Consider the following 20,552-nt stretch of genomic DNA (forward strand, 5'->3'; position numbering starts at 1 on the left):
GTTTGGGATGGTTTTTAGGAATCTCGAATTTCCGACATCATTATGCCTGATAGTTTTAGGTTCGCTTTCGTTGTTAAAGCTTGTGGCTAGACTAGAACACTTTGTTTCCGTCAACGATATCATGAAGGGTGCTATTTAAAGCGACATGTGATTATATATGAAGACAAATCTAATATCTTCATATCTTCCTTCATTTCAGGGGTTTCACTAACTTGCCCTGACGTTATGAGATTACGATAATTTCCACGATTAGGGTTTTGCACCTTTTCCATGACTATCTTAGTCTTGCGAGAGCATCTTGGCTAGTTATTTCACCTCACTTCGCTTTTACGGTCTGCTGTAATCCGCCATTCTTTCGTTTGACTGACCAACCGCATGACCTCACGGAATAATCAAGTCCGTGGCAATTGGCTAGATTGCTATAATGGTGCGTTTATTCGCGCCCAGATTCTCTCATTAAAGTTGCGCGGTTCATTTGGCTTAAAGCAATAATAGGAATTTGTAGTTCCATTGCTAACTTTTTCAATTCACGAGTAATAATCCCAATTGCTTGATTTAAATTAAGAAATTGATCGTCTCTTAAAAGATGTAGATAATCAATGAAAATTATATCAAGTCCTTGGTGAAATTTTAATTGACGGCATTTTCTTTTAACTTCTTCTATTTTGGTATTTCTGTCATCATCAATTAAAATATTCAATTCAGTTAATTTTTCTTCTGTTTGCAATAATTGTAACTTTTCTTCACGAGTTAATTGTTGTTGTTCCATTTTTTTGATACTAATCTGAGATTCACAGCTGATTAAACGTTTAATTAATTCTTCGGATGTCATTTCTAAACTAAAAATCAAAATATTATGTTTTTTGGGGATATTTTGAAAAACTTTAGCAATATTGACAGCCAAATTTAACATAAAGGCAGTTTTGCCCATTCCTGTTCTTGCAGCTAAAATATTTAATTGTCCTGGTTTAAAGCCTCCAATTAAATCATCTATATTATTAAATCCTGTTTTAACTCCAACTAATTTATTTTTATTGTGGTTTTTCAAAATGTCTTTGATTACTTTAGAAACACAACTTTTTAAATCTTTAAACTTGGGGGTGAGTTTTTTTCTTAATTTTGCAGTATTTGTTTCTATTAATTCTAAAATCTCTTGGGGAGCTATTTTACTTCTTGCAATTTGGGATAATTTAGCAATAATACCGCCAATTTCTCTTTTTAAAGATGTTTCCTTAATTAAATCAATGTATGTTTCTAAGTGTCGAGGAGAAGGCATCAAATCAGATAATTCATTTAAATAATTAATTCCTCCTATTTGTTTTAATAATTTTTCATTTTCTAAAATAGCACTTATAGAAGCATAATCAATTTCTTTATTATTTTGATGTAATATTTTCATGGCTTTAAAAATATATTTATGATGAGGACTGTAAAAGTCAGTTTCTGTAATTTCATTAAAAACTGAAGAAATTATTTCGGGGTTTAAAAGGACAACCCCCAACAAAGCACGTTCTGCTTCAATCATCTTTCTAACTCCTTTTTTTAATTTGGGTATAAAAAATACCCCTTAAAAAAGGGGTTTAGTTTCTATATTGATTAAAAAGTTTTTTCTTCTTTAACAGTTCCGTCAGAATTGTATAAGGTTTCTTTGATTGGTTCTTCTGTTATGGGATCATATTCAGTAATACAATCAATTGTTTTGCCATCTTTATTAAACCAGGTTGTTTTAATAAAATTCCATGTATCAGGGTCATGTTCATGAATACCACAAATTGTTTTGCCATCGAGTTTGTAGTAAGTAGTTGTATTTTTTTGATAATTCATATTATTTATTTCCTTTTTATATATTTTTTTGATTTAGCAATTGCTTTGGTTTTGATAAATTTTACTTGTGTTGCAGATAAATTCAACATTTTACCTATGTCTTTGTTGGAATACTCAATTTGAGGGTATTGGTTTTGGATTTTTAAAGGAATCCCAAAACTTAATCTAATAATTTCGAATTCTTGTTTATTTAAATTAGATTTGATTTTTTCAATAAACAATTCATGATTAACTTGGGTTAACCAAATTTGATGAGGGGTTAGATTGTTGGCTTTGAAAGATTGGGTTTGTTTTTCTTCAAAAGGAATATTACTTACTTGTTTTTCTTTCCGAAAAACTTCTCTGGAAATAGAAGTGGTTTGTAGACCTCTAATAAGTTCTATGATTTCACCTTTAATTGTTGGGGTAGCATAGACAATAAAATCACATCCTAAATCTTGGTAATTATTTAAAGCTTTGATTAAACCTAAAATTCCTTCTTGGTATAAATCCTCTCTTTGAAGTGCTTTAGGGAAATATTTAAATTGTTTAACTATTTTTTTTACTAATGGTAAATGCATTTCGATTAATTGATCGCGAATTGCTAAATTCTTTTTATTTTTTAAAAAATCTTTAAATAATTTTTGTCTTAACATTTTATTCCTTCCTAAAAATATTTTTAGAAAAGATAAGAAATTATTTTTTTAGTCTTGAAAAGAAAAAAAGACTAACTTAATAGTTAGTCTTAAAGAATTTTTAGAAAGTAAAAAGTTGTCCAAAGTTTTGGAACACCTCAAACATTTCTACAGCTACATATATCCTAAAAGCCAATAAACCTATAACAAAATAGCAATCCAAAAACAAACATTTAAAAAGTAATTCTTGCCTTAACATAAGTAATCCAAATAAAAACAATGTAATAATAGAAAAAAATACAGAAATAAAATGTGTTCCATATCATCTTATATAATTATATATTGTGCCTTCTAATAAAGGTTCATCATAAACATTAAATATTTCCCAAGATAAATTATTTATTGATGTATTATGATTTTATTCTTTTTGTATTGATAGTTAGTTGCTATTTGCTATTTGTTTATTTACCTAATAATAAATTGTTAAAAGAAAAAATATTATTAGAAGAACAATTAGAATCAAAACAAAATATAAAAAATAATTCATTAACTGCAAAATAATAAAACATCATTTATAATTACAACCTCAAACTATTTACTTAGTTTGGGGTTTTTATATCCAAATAACTAACTATAAATAAAAAAACATCTTCCAAATTAACTAAAATTAAAAGAAAATCACTAAAATACTTGACTATTTCATCTTTTTTTTATAGAATATTAGTGATGGTAAAACAGATGTAGCTAAAATAATTAAACTAATCCCTTGTCTTTTAGAGGCTTTTCTAAGTAATTCTTTGCTGTTTAAGAAAGAAAAGAAAGCAGGCGATTATTAATTATTTGGTTACACAAACTTACCTTAAAAAAGGAGAGTTTACAAATGTCACGTTATACAGGTTCACTTTGGAAAGTTTCAAGACGCCTTAATTATTCGGTTTCAGAAACTGGAAAAGAATTACGCAAAAGAGCTTATGGTCCAGGACAACACGGTCAAAAAAAAGTTAAATTAAGTGATTATGGGCTTCAATTGCAAGAAAAACAAAAATTACGTTTTACTTACGGCGTATCAGAAAAGCAATTTCGCAAAACTTTTGATAATGCAAGCAAACTAAAAGGGATTCATGGTGAAATGTTTTTAGTACTATTAGAATCTCGTCTTGATAATGTAGTTTATCGTTTAGGATTTGCCAAAACAAGAGCTCAAGCAAGACAATTAGCTAATCACGGTCATATTTTAGTAGATGGAAAAAAAGTAGATATTGCTTCTTATCGTTTAAAACCAGGGCAAACAGTTACTTTAAGAGAAAAATCTAAAAATCTAAATATTGTCCAAGAAGCTTTAAATAGTAAGTTTGTTCGCGCAGATTATGTTTCTTTAGATAAAGAATTAGTGGGTAAATATGTAAGATACCCTCAAAGAAACGAATTTTTACCAGATATTAACGAACAATTAATAGTTGAATATTATAATAGATAACTCAAACGCCCTTTAATAGGGTGTTTTTTGTGTATTTGGAATATATAAATAGTAGTTAATTAGTTGTCATTGTATAATAAAAAACAACCAAAAATAATTTATTTATTAATAATCCATAATTAAGATAACTAATTACATAAAATAATAATTATAAAACAAATATAATAGTATATATAAACTAACATAACCCCCCCACCCAAAAAACTACCAAAAAAACTTATTGTCTATAATAAACATAGCTTTTTATATTATAATATTTTTGTAAACTAATATCATTTATTTAACATTTTACCCTAATTATCAATTATTAAAGTTTCAGTTTTTAATTGTTTTTGATTAACTTTTAACTTTTAAAAATCTCAAAAAAGGAATTGATTAATATGAAAAAAGTAAATTTAAAACGCCAAGAAACAATTGATTTTTTAAAAACTATGAGTCAAAAATCCCAAGAACAAACTCTACAAACCCTTAATTCTTCTTTGCAAGGATTAGATCAAAATCAAGTAATGTTGCATCAAAGTTTGTATGGTAAAAATATTTTATCCCAAGAAATCAAAACCAGTTTTACTAAACAATTACTCCAAATTGCAATTACTCCTTTTAATATTGTTTTATTAATTTTAACTCTTATTTCTTTGGTTAATGATGTTCTTACTCCCAGTCCAGAAAATAGAAGTTATGCTACTATTATAACTACTATTTTAATGTTTTTGGGTTCTGTCATTGTCCAATTTAGTCAAGAAAGTAAACATTTAAAAATTACTTCTCAATTAAAAACTTTGGTACAAAATACAACTGCAGTTAAACGAAATAATTCTAAATTGGAAATCGCTTTAGAAGAAGTAGTAAGAGGAGATATTGTTATTCTTTCGGCAGGAGATATTATTCCAGCTGATATTAAATTATTAGAAACTAAAGATTTTTTTGTAAAAACTACTACTTTTACTGGTGAATCAGAACCAGTAGAAAAAATGGCGTGTGCTTTTTTACAAAGTGAAACTATTTTAGACGATCCTAAATTAGTTTTAGCAGGTTCAACTGTTATTTCTGGTTATGCTACAGGTATTGTTTTAGTCACCGGAAAAGATACTTATTTAGGTAATATCAGCCAGGAAATTACTAAAAAAAAATCCCTTTCACACTTAGATCAAAGTATTAATTCCATCGCTAAATTACTTATGATATGTATTTGTTTAATGGCGCCTTTAGTATTTTTATTCAACTTTAAAAAACCTCAAAATACTTTATTACAATCATTTCTTTTTGCTCTTACTATTGCCTTTGGACTTACTCCTAAAATGCTTCCCTTAATTGTTGCTACTTCTTTTTCTAAAGGAATTGTTGCTTTATCCAAGCGCAAAGTAATTGTTAAAAACCTAAATGCTATTTCTAGTTTTGGAGCAATGAATATTTTATTTACTGACAAAACAGGAACCCTTACCGAAGACCAAATCTTTTTGGAAAATTTCTTAGACCTTAATGGCAACGAAGATATCCGTGTTTTGCGTCATGCCTATCTGAATAGTTTTTTTCAAACAGGGCTTAAAAGTTTAATTGATAAAGCCATTATTACCAAAACAAATAATGTCCAAACTCTACATCCTTCTTTACAAGGAATCACCGAGCAATTTACCAAAATTGATGAAATTCCTTTTGATTTTAAAAGAAGAAAAATGAGTGTAGTAATACAAGATGTTTCCCAAAAACAACAAATGATTACTAAAGGAGCAATTGAAGAAATACTTGCTATTTGTGATCATGTAGAACTTGAAGGCAAAGTTGTTCCTTTAAGTGACCAAAGCAAACAAATAGTCCTGCAACAAACCATAACTTATAATCAAAAAGGTTATCGCGTAGTTGGAGTAGCCCAAAAACTTATCTCAAATCCCAAACAACAACCCTGTTTTACTCCTGGACAAATTGAAGAAAAATCAATGGTTCTAATCGGATTGCTTACTTTTTTAGACCCTATTAAAGAAAGTTCAACCCAAACTATTGCCTCTTTGCAACAAAAAGGTATTATTGTTAAAATCCTTACAGGAGACAACGATATTCTTACCAAAGCTATTGCCCAAAAATTAAATATTCAAACAACTTATTGTCTTCAAGGGAGTATCATCGATAATTTAAGTGATGATGCTCTTTACGAAGCTTCTCAAAAAACTAATCTTTTTACTAAATTATCCCCCGAACAAAAAGCAAGAATTGTATCTGTTTTTAAACAAAAAGGCAATATCGTTGCTTTTATGGGTGACGGAATTAACGATGCTTCTGCTATGAAACAAGCTAATTTAGGTATTTGTGTTGATAGTGGTGCTGAAATTACTAAAGAAATTGCAGATATTATTTTGTTAGAAAAACAACTTATCGTTTTAGAACAAGGAGTTGTAGAAGGAAGAAAAACCTATACTAACGCCCTTAAATACATTAAATTTACTCTATCTTCTAATTTTGCCAATTCCCTCAGTATTTTGCTTGCTAGTTTATGTCTTAATTTTCAACCTATGATAGTTTTACAAGTTTTATTTTTAGACCTTATCTATGATTTGATTTGTTTTGCTATTCCTTTTGATAATGTTGATGATATTTATTTACAAAAACCACGCAAATGGGATTTTGCAAGTATTAAAAGTTTTATGTTATGGTTTGGTTTTTTTTCTTTCTTATTGGATGTGGCTTTTTTAATTGGAATGAAATTTATTTTAAAAAACTTATCCCAAAGTCCACAATTATTTCAAACTAGTTGGTTTATTTTTTCAATGTGGTCACAAACATTAACCCTTTTCTTACTGCGAACTGACAAAATTATTGCTAAAAACAATCAAAAAAACCTTCCTTCTTTCCTTATTATGGCATGTTGTTGTTTAGGTTTGGTAATTACTACTTTCCTTCCTTTAATGCCTATTGTAAGTCAAGCCCTTAATTTAGATAAATCAATTTTTGAAAAACCTACAATTTTTTCCTTTTTGTTATTTTTAGTAGTTATTTATTCATTAGTTATGATATGGGCTAAAAAAATCTTTATTCAAAAACACAAACAATTATTATAAATTGTATTAACTAATTTCGTTATTTTATCCTTTTATTATTTTATTATTTCAAAATTTATTATTTCAAAATAAAATGGTTTGCTTTGGTTTTTGCTTGCTAAAAATTAATTATAAATTGATTGTTTTGCTTTCTAATATCGCCCCTTTTTTCGCCTCCCAAATTTTTCAATTTATCAATCATAATCATTTTTGAAAGGAATTTCTATGTTTGGCACTTCTCCTTTATGGACAGTTTTTTTGTTTTTGTGTATCTTTATTGTTTTTCATTTTTTCTTACGCAAATATCAAGTTTTAAATATGGTATTTTTATTTTTGCTGTTATTTTCCCTTGTTTATTGTTTGAAAAGCTACCATGATACTTTTGTTGAACCTATTTTTAAAAGATATCTTAGTTTAGATATTTCTGAAAACATTTATGATTGTCTATTAAATTTTATTCTAACTAGTATCATCATCATCAAAGCTCCTTATTTAAGAGTTGCTTTTAATAATTGGTCTAAGCATTGGAACATCAAACGACAAAACTTTTTTATGGGTGGAGATAATACCCAAAAAGAAATTATTAAAGCTACTTTAGAACTTGCTTCTCGTAAAATAGGAGCCTTAATTACGATTGAAAAAAATAATACTTTGGAACAATACGCCCAAAAAGCTATCTTAATTGATGGTAATGTTTCTAAAGAATTGTTATTAAACATCTTTGCTCTCAACACACCTTTACACGATGGAGCAGTTATTATTAGAGGAGATAAAATTTTGTGCGCTAGTGCCTATTTTACCTTGTCTTCATCAGCTGATTCCTTAGACAAAAAAACTGGTTCGCGTCACCGTGCAGCTTTAGGGATTAGCGAAACTACAGATAGTATGACAATTGTTGTCTCTGAGGAAACAGGAAATATTTCTATTGCTTTAGAAGGGATGATGTTTCAAACTAACGAACAAGAAAAACTTAAAGAATATTTAGCTATTTTTATGAATTAATTAAAATAAAAATTCTTTAAAATACAAAATAAATAAAATACAACCCCATTTTATAAAATAAAACAATCCCAACTAACCTCAACCCCCAAACCAAATATACCAATCAAAGACGAAAAGGAAACAAATAAATGAATAAACGAAAATTAGGTATTGTAGTTGATTCTACTTGCGGAAATACTTATGGCAAAAACTTTTTTGAAGATATTTCAGTAGTGCCTTTAACATTAATTGTTGGAGAAACTAGCTATATGGATGGTGCCATTGACAATACCACTTTACTAAATTTTATTGAAAACAAACAAAAAGTAACTACCAGCCAACCCAATCCAGAGCTTTTTATTAAAGCTTTCAAGGAACAATTTGACTTAGGATATAAACACGTTATTTGTTTAACTTTATCCAGTAAACTAAGTGGTACTCATAATAGTGCTCTTTTAGCTAAAAAAATGCTTAACAATCCTAATATTACTGTTATTGATACTCAAAATATTGGTCCTGGAGTTTATTTTTTCTTACAAAGAATCAATGATTGGCTTACTCAAAACCCTGATGTTTGCCCTCAAACAATCACTGATAAAATCAATGAAGAAAAACTAAAAGGCTTTTTGTTATGCACTGTTAATAATTTAAAAATATTAGCTTATAATGGACGTATCTCCAAATTTAGATTTTTAATTGGCAATCTTTTGAAAATACATCCTATTTTAAAAATTCAACAAGGAGTGTTATCAATTGAAAAAAAAGTAAGAAACTTAAAAAACTGTTTTAATTATTTTCTTAAAAAAATATTAGAACACAAAACTGCAAATAATAAACTTGATATTCAAGTTATTTATGTAGATGATGACAAAGATGCCAAAGAACTTTTAGCACAAATCACAAAATTAGCTAACCCCCAAATTAAAGCTACTATTTATGGTGCTATTTCTCCTGTAGTAGCAGCTCATATTGGCTATAAAGGATTTGGATTTTATCTTAACGAAATTACAGATTAACTTATAATGGAATGCATTATTTTTTAATCCCTGATTTTGTTTAAAGTTTTAGAACAGTCAAAACTTTTTATCCCAAAAACTTTTAAAACCCGCCTTTAAAAAACACTTAAACAATCTTTTTGATTATCTTTTTGGCTATTTTAAGATACAATAAAATTGTAGCTATATTTTAGTTACATTATATTTTTATATCCTTGATGTTAGAAAGAACCAAATAAGTGTCTATATTTTACCAAAGAAAAAAACTTTTTTTCAAAATACTTTTGGTTTTAGTATTAATTTTTTTTATTACAACCATCGCTTATGCTATAGAAGATTGGCATAAATTAAAAAAGGATAGTAATTTTGGATTAAAAATTGCTGCTCCTGCAGAATTGTCAGTTTCCAAACCCGCAGATCTTCACGACACCAATAAAAAATTTTTAGTTCCTACAGAACATAGTTTTTTAATGACAACAGAACAAACAGATAGAGTTATTTTTGAACAAGAAGCTACTCTAAAAACTCAAAATGACAAATTAACTTTTATAAACGGAAAAAATACCAAACTAGATATTAATTATTTTTTTGAAAACCTTGATTTAAACGAACAATTAAAAGATTTTTTTAATGTTCAGATTTTATGGAAATACAAAGAACAACCTCAACAAAGTTTTGTTTCTTATGACAATAAAAATAAACCAGTTATTATTGATCAAAACGGTAATTTAAAAAAAATTATTGTTCAATTTACCATTTATGCTTCTAAAGTTTTTCCTTCTGGATTCCAAACTAAAGAAAAAAAATTACAGATAAAATATAACATACAAAAACCATAATATTGTTTTGCTATTTTTATTATTTATGATTTGCAAGTAACAACTATTTTTAATTTTAAGCTCCTTTAAAATTTTAAATTATATAAATTGTTTATTTATTTCAATACTTAATTTTCAAATAAGCGAAGACCGCATCAGCACGGTCTTTTCTTTTTTTCCTTGACATTTATTTTAGAAAAAGATTAATTTGTTATAAAAATATCTATTTTAATAACCCCCATAGCCTTATTATTTTTTTCTAAAATGAATTGATGAAAAAACATTTTTTGTGTCTTTTGGTAACCCTCTTTAATAATAAACATCTTTGGGCAAAATAACTTTATTCCAATTCTTAAAATTATAAAACATAGATATAAAGGTAACCAAGTTTATGATGGGACTTAAAAATCAAACAATTAATTTCTATTCCAAACACCCTAAAATATGGAAACTGGCTCACAACCGCCAAATTGAAATTTCTCATAAAGCCTTAATTATGGCAATTATTAATGTTACTCCTGATTCTTTTTCAGATGGAAACCAACATTTTACTAATCAAAAAGCAGTTAATCATGCTCTTCGTTGTCTCAAAGAAGGTGCTGATATCATTGATATTGGAGGCGAATCTACTCGTCCAGGAGCAATCCCAATTACTCCTTTAGAAGAACAAAAACGCATTTTGCCTGTTATTAAAGAATTATCACGTCATCCTAAAGTCATTATTTCTGTTGATACTTATCATTTTCAAACCGCTAAATTAGCCATTAAAGCAGGAGCTCATATTATCAATGATGTTTGTGGCTTGCAACAAAATCCTCAAATGGCACAAACAATTGCCTCATTAAATGCAGGTGTTTGTATTATGCATACAGGCAGAAATCGCAAAAAACTTTCTAATGCCTTACAAGACCAATTTTATTTTTTAAATCATTCCTTAGAAATTGCCAAACAAGCCCAAATTGCAACAGAGGCAATAGTAATTGACCCTGGGTTTGGTTTTGAAAAAAACATTGATGAAAACTTTGATATTATAAAAGAATTTGAGCAATTAACTAAAATGGAATTACCCATATTGGTAGGTCTTTCGCGTAAAAGATTTCTTAAAGCAATAATTCCAACTGAAAGCCTTTTGCAAGTAGAATCATTAGATGCCATTACTGCTACTGCTAATTTTTTGTTAAGAACTAAAGGAGCTTCGATTTTTCGAGTGCATAATGTCAAAATGAATAAAAATAGTTTGCTTTTAGCAGATACTTTAATGAAAAAAATATAAATATTGTTATCCTAAATATATTTTAAAATTATCCCTTTTAAAATAATGAAAAACATTAATTTTTGCAACATAAAAAACGCAAATAAAACACATTTTTAAAAAAAGAATTTATGACTTGTCAAACTTATCAAATATTTTTCTAAAAACAAATATTTTGCAAACATTTTTCTATTTTTTATAACTATACCCAAGTAAAGAACGTATAAAACAATGAAACTTAATAACAATGTAGCAGCCATAGGACTTGGTAGTAATCTGGGAGCTAAAAAGAATAATTTACAAACTGCTTTAAAAATGATTAATTTGCATCCTCAATGCGAAGTTTTGAAAGTTTCTCCTTTGTATGAAACTCTTCCTTGGGGAAAAACAGACCAACCTTTATTTTTAAACGCTGCTGCTCTTATCAAAACTTTCCTACCTCCCTTACTTTTTTTAGATTTTTTATTATCTGTAGAAATGAAACTCAAAAGAAAACGACTGGAATTATGGGGACCGCGTACTATTGATTTAGATATTTTGTTTTTGGGAAATCATACTTGCAAAACTCCTAAATTAACTATTCCTCATCCCTATATGTTAGAAAGAATTTTTGTCCTTGCCCCCTTAGCAGATATTTTGCCTAACCAAATAATACAAACCAAAACTATTTTAGAATGGAAAAACCAATTAGATCAAAATGCAGTTAAAATAATTGAAAATAATCAATGGTATCAACCTTCTTTTTAAAAAACCTAACTGTTTCATTTTTAGATAACTTAATTATTTTAAACTATATTTATTAATGTAAAAATAAAATTGCAAAAAGGAAATTATATGAATATTTTATCAATCGAAACTAGTTGTGATGAAACGAGTTGTGCAGTTACTCAAAATGGTAAAAAAGTACTTTCTAATGTAGTTTTTTCCCAAATTAAAGATCATCAAATTTTTGGTGGAGTAGTCCCTGAAATAGCTTCTAGAAAACATATTCAATTTATGACTTTGGTATTACAACAAGCCCTTAAAGAAGCGAACCTTACCCCTCAAGAAATTGATTTAGTAGCAGTTACCCAAGGACCTGGTTTGGTAGGTTCGTTGCTAGTTGGCATTAACGCCGCTAATGTTTTTGCCTACACTTATCAAAAGCCTCTTTTGGGAGTAAATCATTTATTAGGGCATATCTATTCTGCTCAAATTGAACATGAAATTAATTTTCCTGCCTTAGTACTTTTAGTTTCTGGAGGACACACCGATCTTTTTTATCTTACGGACCACCTCCAAATCAAACCTCTTGGCACTACTCTTGATGATGCGGTAGGAGAAGTTTATGATAAAATTGCTAAAAACCTCAATCTGCCTTATCCTGGAGGACCTTTGATTGATCAATTAGCCCAACAAGGAAAAGACACTTATCATTTGGTGCGCCCTTATTTAAAAAATGATAATCTGAATTTTAGTTTTTCAGGACTCAAAAGCACTTTGGTAAATTTAGTGATGAAACAAAACCTAAAAGATATCAACATTCCTGATTTGTGCGCTTCTTTTCAAGCTAGTGTTATTGATGTTTTATATGAAAAAACTAAAATAGCTTTAACCAAATATCGCGCTAAACAATTAATTGTTACTGGTGGAGTTGCTTCTAATTCTGGTTTAAGACAAAAGTTTATGACATCTTTTGCTAACTTGGAAGTTATTTTTCCTAGTTTGCAATATTGTACTGATCAAGCTGCTATGATAGGTATTGCAGCGTATTATCAGAACCAAATTACTAAAGCTTCTAAAAAATATGATCTTACAGCAAATCCTAATTTGTTTTTTTGATTTTTGATAATACCCCTTTTTTTTATATAATATTGAACTGTTCCGTTTTTTTAGACACTTTTTTATTTCAAAATTACTCTTTAAGACTTAAAATTAAATAGATAATTTCTTATCTTTTCAAACTAACAAATAATTTCATTAAACTTAAAAAGTGTCTAAAAAAACGGAACAGTTCACAATTAACTATTTTTTTTATATTTTTTACTATTTGATGTGTAATGCCTTTCAGTTAATATATATTCTTCAGCTTGAACTTCTTCTGCAAAGTTGCCATCATAATACGTTTTATCCCAAGTTTTATCGCGATCCCAATTAACTTGTTTGTTATCTTCGTCGCTGCCCTCTTTAAAATATCTTTTTGAAATTTGTTTATTATTAGAATCATAAACTTTATCCCAAGTATTAGGATTTTCCCAGTCTACTTGTTTTTCTTCGCCTTCATTATGAGGTTTATATGCTCTACTGGATGAAGTGTATGTTTGTGTTTCCTTATTAGTTGTTGCAAAAACATAAGTAATATTTAATATAAAAAATAATAAAGAAATTAATAAATATAATTTAGATACTTTTAAATAAAATGATTTTTTTCTTTTTGCATTATTCATTTTTATAATATAGATCCTTTTTTATTTTATGTTTTTTAAAAAAAAATAAAAATAATTGTAATCATTAAAACTAAAAAAATTAAATAATAATATATATTTTTTTAAAACCAAAAAGTAAATATTGAAATGAAAAAATAATTGTTATTTTGTATGTACATTTTTACATTTTTTTAACCCCATCTTTTTACAAATTTGCCACAGCAGTTCAAAAAATAAAAAACTTGCTACTAATGTCATTTTATCACAAAAAAAACAATTTTTTGCTCACTAATCTGTATATCATGAGTTCTTTCCTTGCAATTTTATATATAAAAAAAAGAGACTTCAAAAGTCTCTTTTTGGGATTATTTAATTTTTTTTAAAAATATTTTTACTTTTTTTGTCAATCGATTTTTTCTAAATTGCGTTCTGCCTGGGTTTTGGTTAAGTAGTTAGGAACTAATAAATGGCAATTGGAAACAATTTTTGCAAATTGTTTGATGGTGCAAAAATCTATTTTGATAGTAGTTGGTTCAATTAATAAATGATTAGGAAAAGATTGCAAGAAACTGCTTTCAAATCTATCTTCGTTTAAGTAAATGTGGTTTTCTTTGAGGCTTAAAGCAAAAAAAGCATTACTTCTAGCATCAATTAAAGGAGTAAGTGAAGCATAAGAATAACCACTAGATAAAAGTAATAGACTGCTTATTTGGTATAAAGGGATTTGTAAGTTGAAGGATAACATTTTGGCTGTAAGAACTGCTACACGAGTGCCAGTATAAGAACCAGGACCCACACCAACTATTAAAGCATCTAAGTTGTTTAGACCTAAATTATTTTCTTGTAAGACGCTTTCAATTAAAGGAATCATGCAAGGAACATAATCGTTTTTGCCAAGGCGGGATTTGAAAGTAGTAATTTTTCCTTGGATAACTAAAATAACTATTTGGCTTTTGGTGGCAGTATCTAGAATTAAAATGTTTTTGTGATTCATTGTCGTATCGCTTTCAAAAGTTTGATTAGAGATTTGCAAAAAAATTTAAAGGTTGATTTTGGAATAAGTATTTTGCATATCATTTTGATCCACTTTTATTTTTATTATCAAGGTTGCTATTTTGATAGATAGTAATTTTTCTTTGAGTTTCATTTAAAAATGTCATTTCTACTAAAAAAGCAAAATCAGGAAAAAGGTAACTGCAATTTTGAAAATATTCTACTATAACAAAATCTTGATAAGTAAGGTCTTCTAATAGTTCTTCTAAAAATTCAGTCTCAAGGTCTGTGCGATATAAATCAAGATGATAAATAGTGTGCAATTTGTTCTTGTAGGTTTTAGAAATGACAAAAGTAGGACTACAAACATTTTGAAGGATGGCAAAACTTTTAATAAAACCCTTAGTAAAGATAGTTTTTCCACAACCCAAAGAGCCTTGTAATAAAATGATTGTTTTGCTTTGTTTTTCTTTGGGAGTGTTTTTTTTTTGATTGATGAGTTTTTTTCCTAAATTGTAACCTAATATTTGGGTTTCTTTTGGGGTATTAGTAATTGTTTCTAAATATATTTTGGTTTTCATATGCGTTTAGACCTTTAATTATGAGATTAAAATAATATGATAAGACCTTTGTTCTTTTTCCTTTAGTGTTTTTCTTTTTCCTTTGGTGTTTTGTCTTTTGTGTTTTGTCTTTTGTTGTTGGTTTAAAATTAATTTTCTACACCATCTACATCAATTACTTCTTTTTTGACAACTGCTACTGAAACTGCTTTATGACCTGTTTTTAATTTGATGATGCGCGTTCCTTGGGTAGCTTTGTTTTTGGTTTTGGTAATTTGGTCAATTGCTACTCTTACTACTTGTCCTTTGTCAGAAGAAACAATAAGATCATCTGTAGGGAGGACAACTTGTAGGGTAATAAGTCTTCCTTTTTGGTCGTTTACTTTGATAGTTTTAGAGCCTTTGCCACTACGTGCTTGAATGCGGTATTGGTTGACATTGGTGATTTTTCCAAAGCCGTTTTCAGTCATTACTAAAATGTTTTGTTCTTTGGAATCAGCGTCAAATAAAGCAGCTCCTACTAAGAATTCATCACTTCCAAGACGCATTCCAATTACACCCATGCTGTTGCGACTAATACTTTTAATTTTGGTTTCACAAAAACAAATAGCATTGCCATTGTTAGATGCTAGAATGATATTTTTAGTGCCTGTGGTTTTGTTTACTGTAAGGACTTCATCGTTTTCTTTTAACCTAATTGCAATAAGGCCTCTTTTGGAAATGTGGCTGTATTCTTTGAGAGGTGTTTTTTTGACTATGCCTTTTTTGGTAGCAAAGAATAAGTAATCTTGGGATTGATCAAAGTTTTTAACACTGGTGAAAGAAGTTAAAAATTCGTCTTTTTCGAATGGTAAGAAATTAACAAGATGGCTTCCTTTGGATTGTCTTTGACCTAAAGGAATTTCGTAGCCTTTGAGTTGATAGACTTTGCCTTTGTTAGTAAAAAATAAGTGATAATCGTGAGTAGAAGTAATTGCTAGATGTTCAATAAAGTCTTCTTCGTAGATTTTCATACCAGAAACGCCTTGCCCACCTCTTTTTTGTTGTTTGTAAGTATCAATATCCATGCTTTTGATGTAGCCTTTGTTAGTGATTGTAATAATGATAGGTTTTTCTTCGATTAAGTCTTCGTCTTCAAAGTTTAGGGGAGCATCAAAATTGAGGGTAGTTTTTCTGTCATCTTGGTATTTTTTCTTCGTTTCTAGAAGTTCTTTTTCTAAAATGCGTTCTTTTTTCTTTTGGGAATCAATGATACTTTGGCATTCTAAAATTTCTTGAGTGAGGTTTTTTTCTTCAGTGATAAGTTTTTGAGTTTCTTGGTTAGCAAGTCTTTGGAGGCTCATTTCTAAAATGGCTTTGCTTTGTATTTCATCAAAATTGTATCTTTGCATTAATTTGCTTTGGGCTTCTTTGACATCTGTAGAAGTTTTGATGAGTTTAATAGCAGTTTCGATGTCTTCTAAAATAGTGATAAGAGCTGTTACTAAATGTTTTCTTGCGCTTGCTTTTTTGAGTTCAAAGCTTTTTTGGCGGTTAATAACTTCGATGCGGAAATTGAAAAAAGCTTCTAAGATTTGTTTTAAAGAAACTAATTGGGGAGTTTTTCCAACTAAGACAACCATATTGATACCAAAAGAAATTCTTAATTGTGAATGTTTGTAAAGCTTGTTAAGAATAATTTTACTGTTTGCGTCTCTTTTAAGTTCGATTACAATTTTCATTCCTTTGCGACTGGATTCGTCTCTAAGGTCTGTGATTCCTTCTACTATTTTGTTTTTAACTAGAAAAGCAATTTTTTCAATTAGATCAGTTTTTTTGACTTGATAAGGAATTTCTGTAACAATGATTGAAGTTTTTCCTCTTTCTTCCGAAACGTGACTTTTAGCCTTTAAGATAACAGCTCCTTGTCCGGTGTGATAAGCGCTTTTTAAACTTTGTAAGCCTAAAAGTTCGCCACCAGTAGGAAAATCAGGTCCTTTGATGTGTTGCATTAATTCATCAATGGAAATGTCTTTATTATTAATGTAGTTAATTAAACCATCAATGACTTCGCCTAAATTATGAGTAGGGATTTTGGTTGCCATTCCTACTGCAATTCCTGTAGCTCCGTTAATTAATAAGTTGGGAAGAGCTGTTGGAAGTACTAATGGTTCTTTTTCAGTACCATCGTAATTATCAACAAAATCAATTGTGTCTTTGTCAATGTTTTTGATTAGTTCCATTGCCATTTTTGCCATTTTAACTTCAGTATAACGCATAGCTGCTGCTTTGTCGCCATCAATTGAACCAAAGTTTCCATGACCGTCTACTAAAGGATAACGGTAACTAAAATCTTGAGCCATTCTTACCATTGCCTCATAAATGCTTGAATCTCCATGAGGATGGTATTTACCCATAACATCCCCAACTACACGAGCTGCTTTTTTGTAGCTTGCGTGACTGTAGACGCCTAATTCTTTCATACTATATAAAATACGTCTTTGGACTGGTTTTAAGCCATCTTTAATGTCTGGTAAAGCTCTTGATACAATTACGCTCATTGCATAACTTAAGAAGGATTTTTTCATCTCCTCGCTTAAGTTTACTTCTTGAATGTTGCCATGATCGTGGTCTTTGTGGTTGTTGGCTTCATTGTTTTGAGTTTTTTGGTCGCTCATTTTTAACCTCTTTTTAAATATATATTAGTTGTTATTTGATGTTATAGTTTGTTAGTTTTAGTTGTATAAAATAATTATTTATAATTAAACGTCTAAATCAGCTTCTAAGGCTTTTTCTAAGATGAAGTTTTTTCTTGGTAAGACTTTTTCTCCCATTAACATGTTAAAAGTTTGGTCTGCTTCCATTAAGGCTTCTTCATCACTTAAAGCATTAAGGGAATCTTTGAGGCTTGCTTTGAGAAGAGTACGAGTTTCTGGGTCCATAGTTGTTTCCCAAAGTTGATTAGGATTCATTTCTCCAAGTCCTTTGTATCTTTGGAAACCATCTTTTAAGTTGTTTTTATTTGCAAAAGTTTGTTTGGCTTTTTCATCATAAAAATATTTTGGAGCGCCTTTTCCTTTTTGGTATTTGTATAAAGGAGGACGAGCAAAATAGATGTAGCCTTTTTCAATTAATTTACGGAAATGTCTGAAAAAGAAAGTTAATAGTAAAGTTCTTATGTGAGCTCCATCAACATCGGCATCTGTCATAATGATAATTTTGTGATAACGGATTTTATCCATATTAAAGTCTTTGCCTTTACCAATGTTAATTCCTGCACCAATTGCTTGTATTAAGGATTTAATTTCTTTATTGGTAAGAATTTTGGCATCTAGACTTTTTTCTACATTAAGGACTTTACCACGTAAAGGAAGGATAGCTTGAAAACGCGAGTCTCTTCCTTGTTTAGCAGAACCGCCCGCTGAATCTCCTTCGACAATGTATAGTTCAGAAATATGAGGGTCTTTACTTCTACAATCAGCTAATTTGGAGGCAAAACCTAAAGAATCAAGGGGTTTGTTTCTTACTACTTCACGAGCACGTTTAGCAGCTAGACGGGCATTTGCAGAAAGAAGACATTTATCAATTATTTTTCTTGAATCTTGGGGATGTTCTAATAAATATTTTTCTAAAAATTCGCCAAATAATTGGGATGTAATTTGTCTTACTTCAGTATTTGCTAGTTTGGCTTTAGTTTGTCCTTCAAATTGAGGGTCTTGATGTTTTAAAGAAATAATAGCAGTAATTCCTTCTAAGATGTCTTCACTTAATAAATGTTCGTCTTTTTTTAAAAGATTGAATTCCTTAGCATATTTAGAAATAACACGGGTTAGGGCTAGTTTAAAGCCTTCTTCGTGAGTTCCTCCTTCATGAGTAGGAATATTGTTAACAAAAGAAAAGATTTTTTGGCTTTGGGTGTAGTTAGGAATAGCATCTTTGCCTTCTTTTTCTTCTATTTTGTTTCCTTGTGCATCTTTTTTAGGGGGACGAATTTGGGTAGTGTATTCAAAGACAATTTCAAAAGCTAGTTTTTGGGATTCTTTTTCCAGATAAAAAATTTCGTGAAAAGGAGTTTGTTTGTGACTAGTGTTAATAAAATCTAGGTAGTCTTGCAAACCTTTTTCATGGCAAAAGTTAAAAACAGTTTCTTTTTCGTATCTTTTGTCAGCAATGTTTAATTTAAGACCTTTGTTTAAAAAAGATAATTGTTGCATTCTTTCTTTGAGAGTATCAAAGTTATAAATGGTAGTTTCTTGGAAAATTTCAGGGTCTGCTAAAAATTGGATAGTAGTTCCTCGTTTGTTAGTTTTTCCAATTACTTCCAAAGGCGAAACTGCAATTCCTTTTTCGTATTTTTGAAAATAGATTTGCTTATTGAGATGAATTTCTACAGTAAACCAAGTAGAAAGAGCATTTACCACAGAGGCTCCTACACCATGAAGTCCTCCTGAAACTTTGTAAGAAGAACTGTCAAATTTTCCTCCAGCATGAAGAGTAGTTAGAATTGTTTCTACTGCTGGTTTTCCTGTTTTGGGATGAATATCAACTGGGATTCCTCTACCGTTGTCAGAAACACTAATAATTTCTCCAGGTAGGATTTCTAAAGTAATGTTGTTAGCGTGTCCTGCTAAAGCTTCATCAATGGAATTATCAACGATTTCCCAGACTAAATGATGAAGTCCTTTTTGAGCAGTTGAACCAATATACATTCCTGGTCGTTTGCGAACTGCTTCCAAACCTTCTAAAATTTGAATACTATCGGCATTGTAATTTTTCAAAAGAATAGCTCCTTTTTGGGAAATTTATAAAATATTAAAAATAGATTAAAGAATAAAGAATAAAAATAAAATTGTAAAACATAAAAAACATGTAAAAAGATAAATAAAAAACTTTGCAAATAGCAAAATATTAATTATGAAAAACATTTACCAATTATTTTTTAATTCATTATTTTTGGTAAAATATTTATTATTGTTTTTGATAATTTGGATAAAAAGATGATATTTTATACAACTTAATCACAACATATTATAACATAAAAACTAGTTATTTTGTGGTTTTTACAATTATTGAGTAAAAAATACTTCTAAATTGGCTTTTTGAGTTATAATAGAAGTATAGCAATTTTGTTTTACTATATTAATATTAATATTGCAAAAGGAAGGACAAGCATAAATGCAAATAGTAAGCTTAGGCAAGAAAAAATCTTTATTTTTTAGTTTATTTTTTTAGTGTACTTTTTATTTCTTTATTTAATACTTATCAAACAGTTGGAGCAGAACTAACAACTGAAACAACAACAATTCAAGTAGCAAAAACTCAAGTTGAAACTAAATCAACCGAAACTTTAAACAAAGACAAACTTACTGAAACTCTTGAAGAAACAGTTCAAAACAACAATAAAGAACAAGCTCAAACTACTCAAAACTCTACACAAAAATAAACTAAAGGCACTAATACAAAAGAAGTTTTAGTATATGTTTGTTTAGTATTACTTGTTCTTTTCTCAACTGTAGGAACAGTTCTTTACGTTAAGTTAAAAAACAAAATAAATAATAATTTAATATCTTTATAATAGAAAACTACCATTTGGTAGTTTTCTATTTTTATAAGTTTTGTGAATAA

The 20,552-nt window shown here is 28.9% G+C and carries 16 protein-coding genes; 8 read left to right on the top strand and 8 right to left on the bottom strand.

The genetic code is table 11. The features are described from left to right. Nucleotides 1-433 precede the first annotated feature (433 nt). From JAHGCCOI_RS01245 to JAHGCCOI_RS01255, 3 genes are all read right to left on the bottom strand, one after another. Entirely contained in the window at nt 434-1,525 is a 1,092-nt protein-coding gene (locus JAHGCCOI_RS01245; protein WP_479492191.1) for a replicative DNA helicase, read from the bottom strand. Nucleotides 1,526-1,596: 71 nt separating this feature from the next. Further along, complete coding sequence (locus JAHGCCOI_RS01250) at nt 1,597-1,824, bottom strand: DUF2963 domain-containing protein (protein ID WP_479492192.1); 228 nt, start codon at nt 1,822-1,824, stop codon at nt 1,597-1,599. A 5-nt stretch (nt 1,825-1,829) separates the two neighbouring features. Further along, nucleotides 1,830-2,459: a sigma-70 family RNA polymerase sigma factor gene (locus JAHGCCOI_RS01255; RefSeq protein WP_479492193.1), complete on the bottom strand. Its 630-nt coding sequence runs from the start codon at nt 2,457-2,459 to the stop codon at nt 1,830-1,832. Nucleotides 2,460-3,318: 859 nt separating this feature from the next. Here JAHGCCOI_RS01255 and rpsD point away from each other — a divergent pair. The 8 genes from rpsD to tsaD all read left to right on the top strand — a co-directional run bounded on the left by rpsD (nt 3,319) and on the right by tsaD (nt 12,811). Next, nucleotides 3,319-3,915: a 30S ribosomal protein S4 gene (gene rpsD / locus JAHGCCOI_RS01260; protein WP_130427497.1), complete on the top strand. Its 597-nt coding sequence runs from the start codon at nt 3,319-3,321 to the stop codon at nt 3,913-3,915. 380 nt (nt 3,916-4,295) lie between these two features. Further along, on the top strand, nt 4,296-6,965 hold the full coding sequence (gene mgtA, locus JAHGCCOI_RS01265; RefSeq protein ID WP_227807038.1) for a magnesium-translocating P-type ATPase: 2,670 nt from the start codon (nt 4,296-4,298) through the stop codon (nt 6,963-6,965). A 339-nt stretch (nt 6,966-7,304) separates the two neighbouring features. Continuing rightward, a complete protein-coding gene (locus JAHGCCOI_RS01270) occupies nt 7,305-7,946 on the top strand; it encodes a diadenylate cyclase (protein WP_479492194.1) in 642 nt (213 codons plus the stop codon). A gap of 128 nt (nt 7,947-8,074) precedes the next feature. Beyond that, a complete protein-coding gene (locus JAHGCCOI_RS01275; RefSeq protein WP_227807036.1) occupies nt 8,075-8,941 on the top strand; it encodes a DegV family protein in 867 nt (288 codons plus the stop codon). 218 nt (nt 8,942-9,159) lie between these two features. Beyond that, on the top strand, nt 9,160-9,759 hold the full coding sequence (locus JAHGCCOI_RS01280; RefSeq protein ID WP_212509206.1) for a hypothetical protein: 600 nt from the start codon (nt 9,160-9,162) through the stop codon (nt 9,757-9,759). 370 nt (nt 9,760-10,129) lie between these two features. After that, nucleotides 10,130-11,011 carry a dihydropteroate synthase gene (gene folP / locus JAHGCCOI_RS01285; RefSeq protein WP_479492195.1) on the top strand — a complete coding sequence of 294 codons (882 nt, stop codon included), beginning with the start codon at nt 10,130-10,132 and terminating at the stop codon, nt 11,009-11,011. A 210-nt stretch (nt 11,012-11,221) separates the two neighbouring features. Further along, nucleotides 11,222-11,737: a 2-amino-4-hydroxy-6-hydroxymethyldihydropteridine diphosphokinase gene (gene folK, locus JAHGCCOI_RS01290; protein ID WP_071345728.1), complete on the top strand. Its 516-nt coding sequence runs from the start codon at nt 11,222-11,224 to the stop codon at nt 11,735-11,737. Nucleotides 11,738-11,824: 87 nt separating this feature from the next. Next, a complete protein-coding gene (gene tsaD, locus JAHGCCOI_RS01295) occupies nt 11,825-12,811 on the top strand; it encodes a tRNA (adenosine(37)-N6)-threonylcarbamoyltransferase complex transferase subunit TsaD (protein ID WP_227807034.1) in 987 nt (328 codons plus the stop codon). A 179-nt stretch (nt 12,812-12,990) separates the two neighbouring features. On the opposite strand, the gene JAHGCCOI_RS01300 is transcribed toward tsaD, so the two are convergent. From JAHGCCOI_RS01300 to JAHGCCOI_RS01320, 5 genes are all read right to left on the bottom strand, one after another. Then, nucleotides 12,991-13,416 (bottom strand): hypothetical protein, encoded by a 426-nt coding sequence (locus JAHGCCOI_RS01300; protein ID WP_479492196.1) that lies wholly within the window; start codon nt 13,414-13,416, stop codon nt 12,991-12,993. Between the two features lie 382 nt (nt 13,417-13,798). After that, nucleotides 13,799-14,389, bottom strand: coding sequence for a tRNA (adenosine(37)-N6)-threonylcarbamoyltransferase complex dimerization subunit type 1 TsaB (tsaB, locus tag JAHGCCOI_RS01305; protein ID WP_227807032.1), 591 nt, complete (start codon nt 14,387-14,389; stop codon nt 13,799-13,801). Nucleotides 14,390-14,468: 79 nt separating this feature from the next. Then, nucleotides 14,469-14,969, bottom strand: a complete 501-nt coding sequence (gene tsaE / locus JAHGCCOI_RS01310; RefSeq protein WP_034172214.1) for a tRNA (adenosine(37)-N6)-threonylcarbamoyltransferase complex ATPase subunit type 1 TsaE — start codon at nt 14,967-14,969, stop codon at nt 14,469-14,471. A gap of 128 nt (nt 14,970-15,097) precedes the next feature. Beyond that, the gene (gene gyrA / locus JAHGCCOI_RS01315; protein ID WP_227807030.1) at nt 15,098-17,605 is read right to left on the bottom strand and encodes a DNA gyrase subunit A; all 2,508 of its coding nucleotides are present in this window, start codon (nt 17,603-17,605) and stop codon (nt 15,098-15,100) included. An 84-nt stretch (nt 17,606-17,689) separates the two neighbouring features. Next, nucleotides 17,690-19,705, bottom strand: coding sequence for a DNA topoisomerase subunit B (locus JAHGCCOI_RS01320; protein ID WP_227807029.1), 2,016 nt, complete (start codon nt 19,703-19,705; stop codon nt 17,690-17,692). Nucleotides 19,706-20,552 lie beyond the last annotated feature (847 nt).

The sequence above is a fragment of the Mulberry dwarf phytoplasma genome (assembly GCF_056504655.1).

Bases quoted from the DNA above. Each gene is read 5' to 3' on its own strand.
- JAHGCCOI_RS01245 (WP_479492191.1), bottom strand. From the start codon at position 1,525: ATGATTGAAGCAGAACGTGCTTTGTTGGGGGTTGTCCTTTTAAACCCC.
- JAHGCCOI_RS01250 (WP_479492192.1), bottom strand. From the start codon at position 1,824: ATGAATTATCAAAAAAATACAACTACTTACTACAAACTCGATGGCAAA.
- JAHGCCOI_RS01255 (WP_479492193.1), bottom strand. From the start codon at position 2,459: ATGTTAAGACAAAAATTATTTAAAGATTTTTTAAAAAATAAAAAGAAT.
- rpsD (WP_130427497.1), top strand. From the start codon at position 3,319: ATGTCACGTTATACAGGTTCACTTTGGAAAGTTTCAAGACGCCTTAAT.
- mgtA (WP_227807038.1), top strand. From the start codon at position 4,296: ATGAAAAAAGTAAATTTAAAACGCCAAGAAACAATTGATTTTTTAAAA.
- JAHGCCOI_RS01275 (WP_227807036.1), top strand. From the start codon at position 8,075: ATGAATAAACGAAAATTAGGTATTGTAGTTGATTCTACTTGCGGAAAT.
- folP (WP_479492195.1), top strand. From the start codon at position 10,130: ATGATGGGACTTAAAAATCAAACAATTAATTTCTATTCCAAACACCCT.
- folK (WP_071345728.1), top strand. From the start codon at position 11,222: ATGAAACTTAATAACAATGTAGCAGCCATAGGACTTGGTAGTAATCTG.
- tsaD (WP_227807034.1), top strand. From the start codon at position 11,825: ATGAATATTTTATCAATCGAAACTAGTTGTGATGAAACGAGTTGTGCA.
- JAHGCCOI_RS01300 (WP_479492196.1), bottom strand. From the start codon at position 13,416: ATGAATAATGCAAAAAGAAAAAAATCATTTTATTTAAAAGTATCTAAA.
- tsaB (WP_227807032.1), bottom strand. From the start codon at position 14,389: ATGAATCACAAAAACATTTTAATTCTAGATACTGCCACCAAAAGCCAA.
- tsaE (WP_034172214.1), bottom strand. From the start codon at position 14,969: ATGAAAACCAAAATATATTTAGAAACAATTACTAATACCCCAAAAGAA.
- gyrA (WP_227807030.1), bottom strand. From the start codon at position 17,605: ATGAGCGACCAAAAAACTCAAAACAATGAAGCCAACAACCACAAAGAC.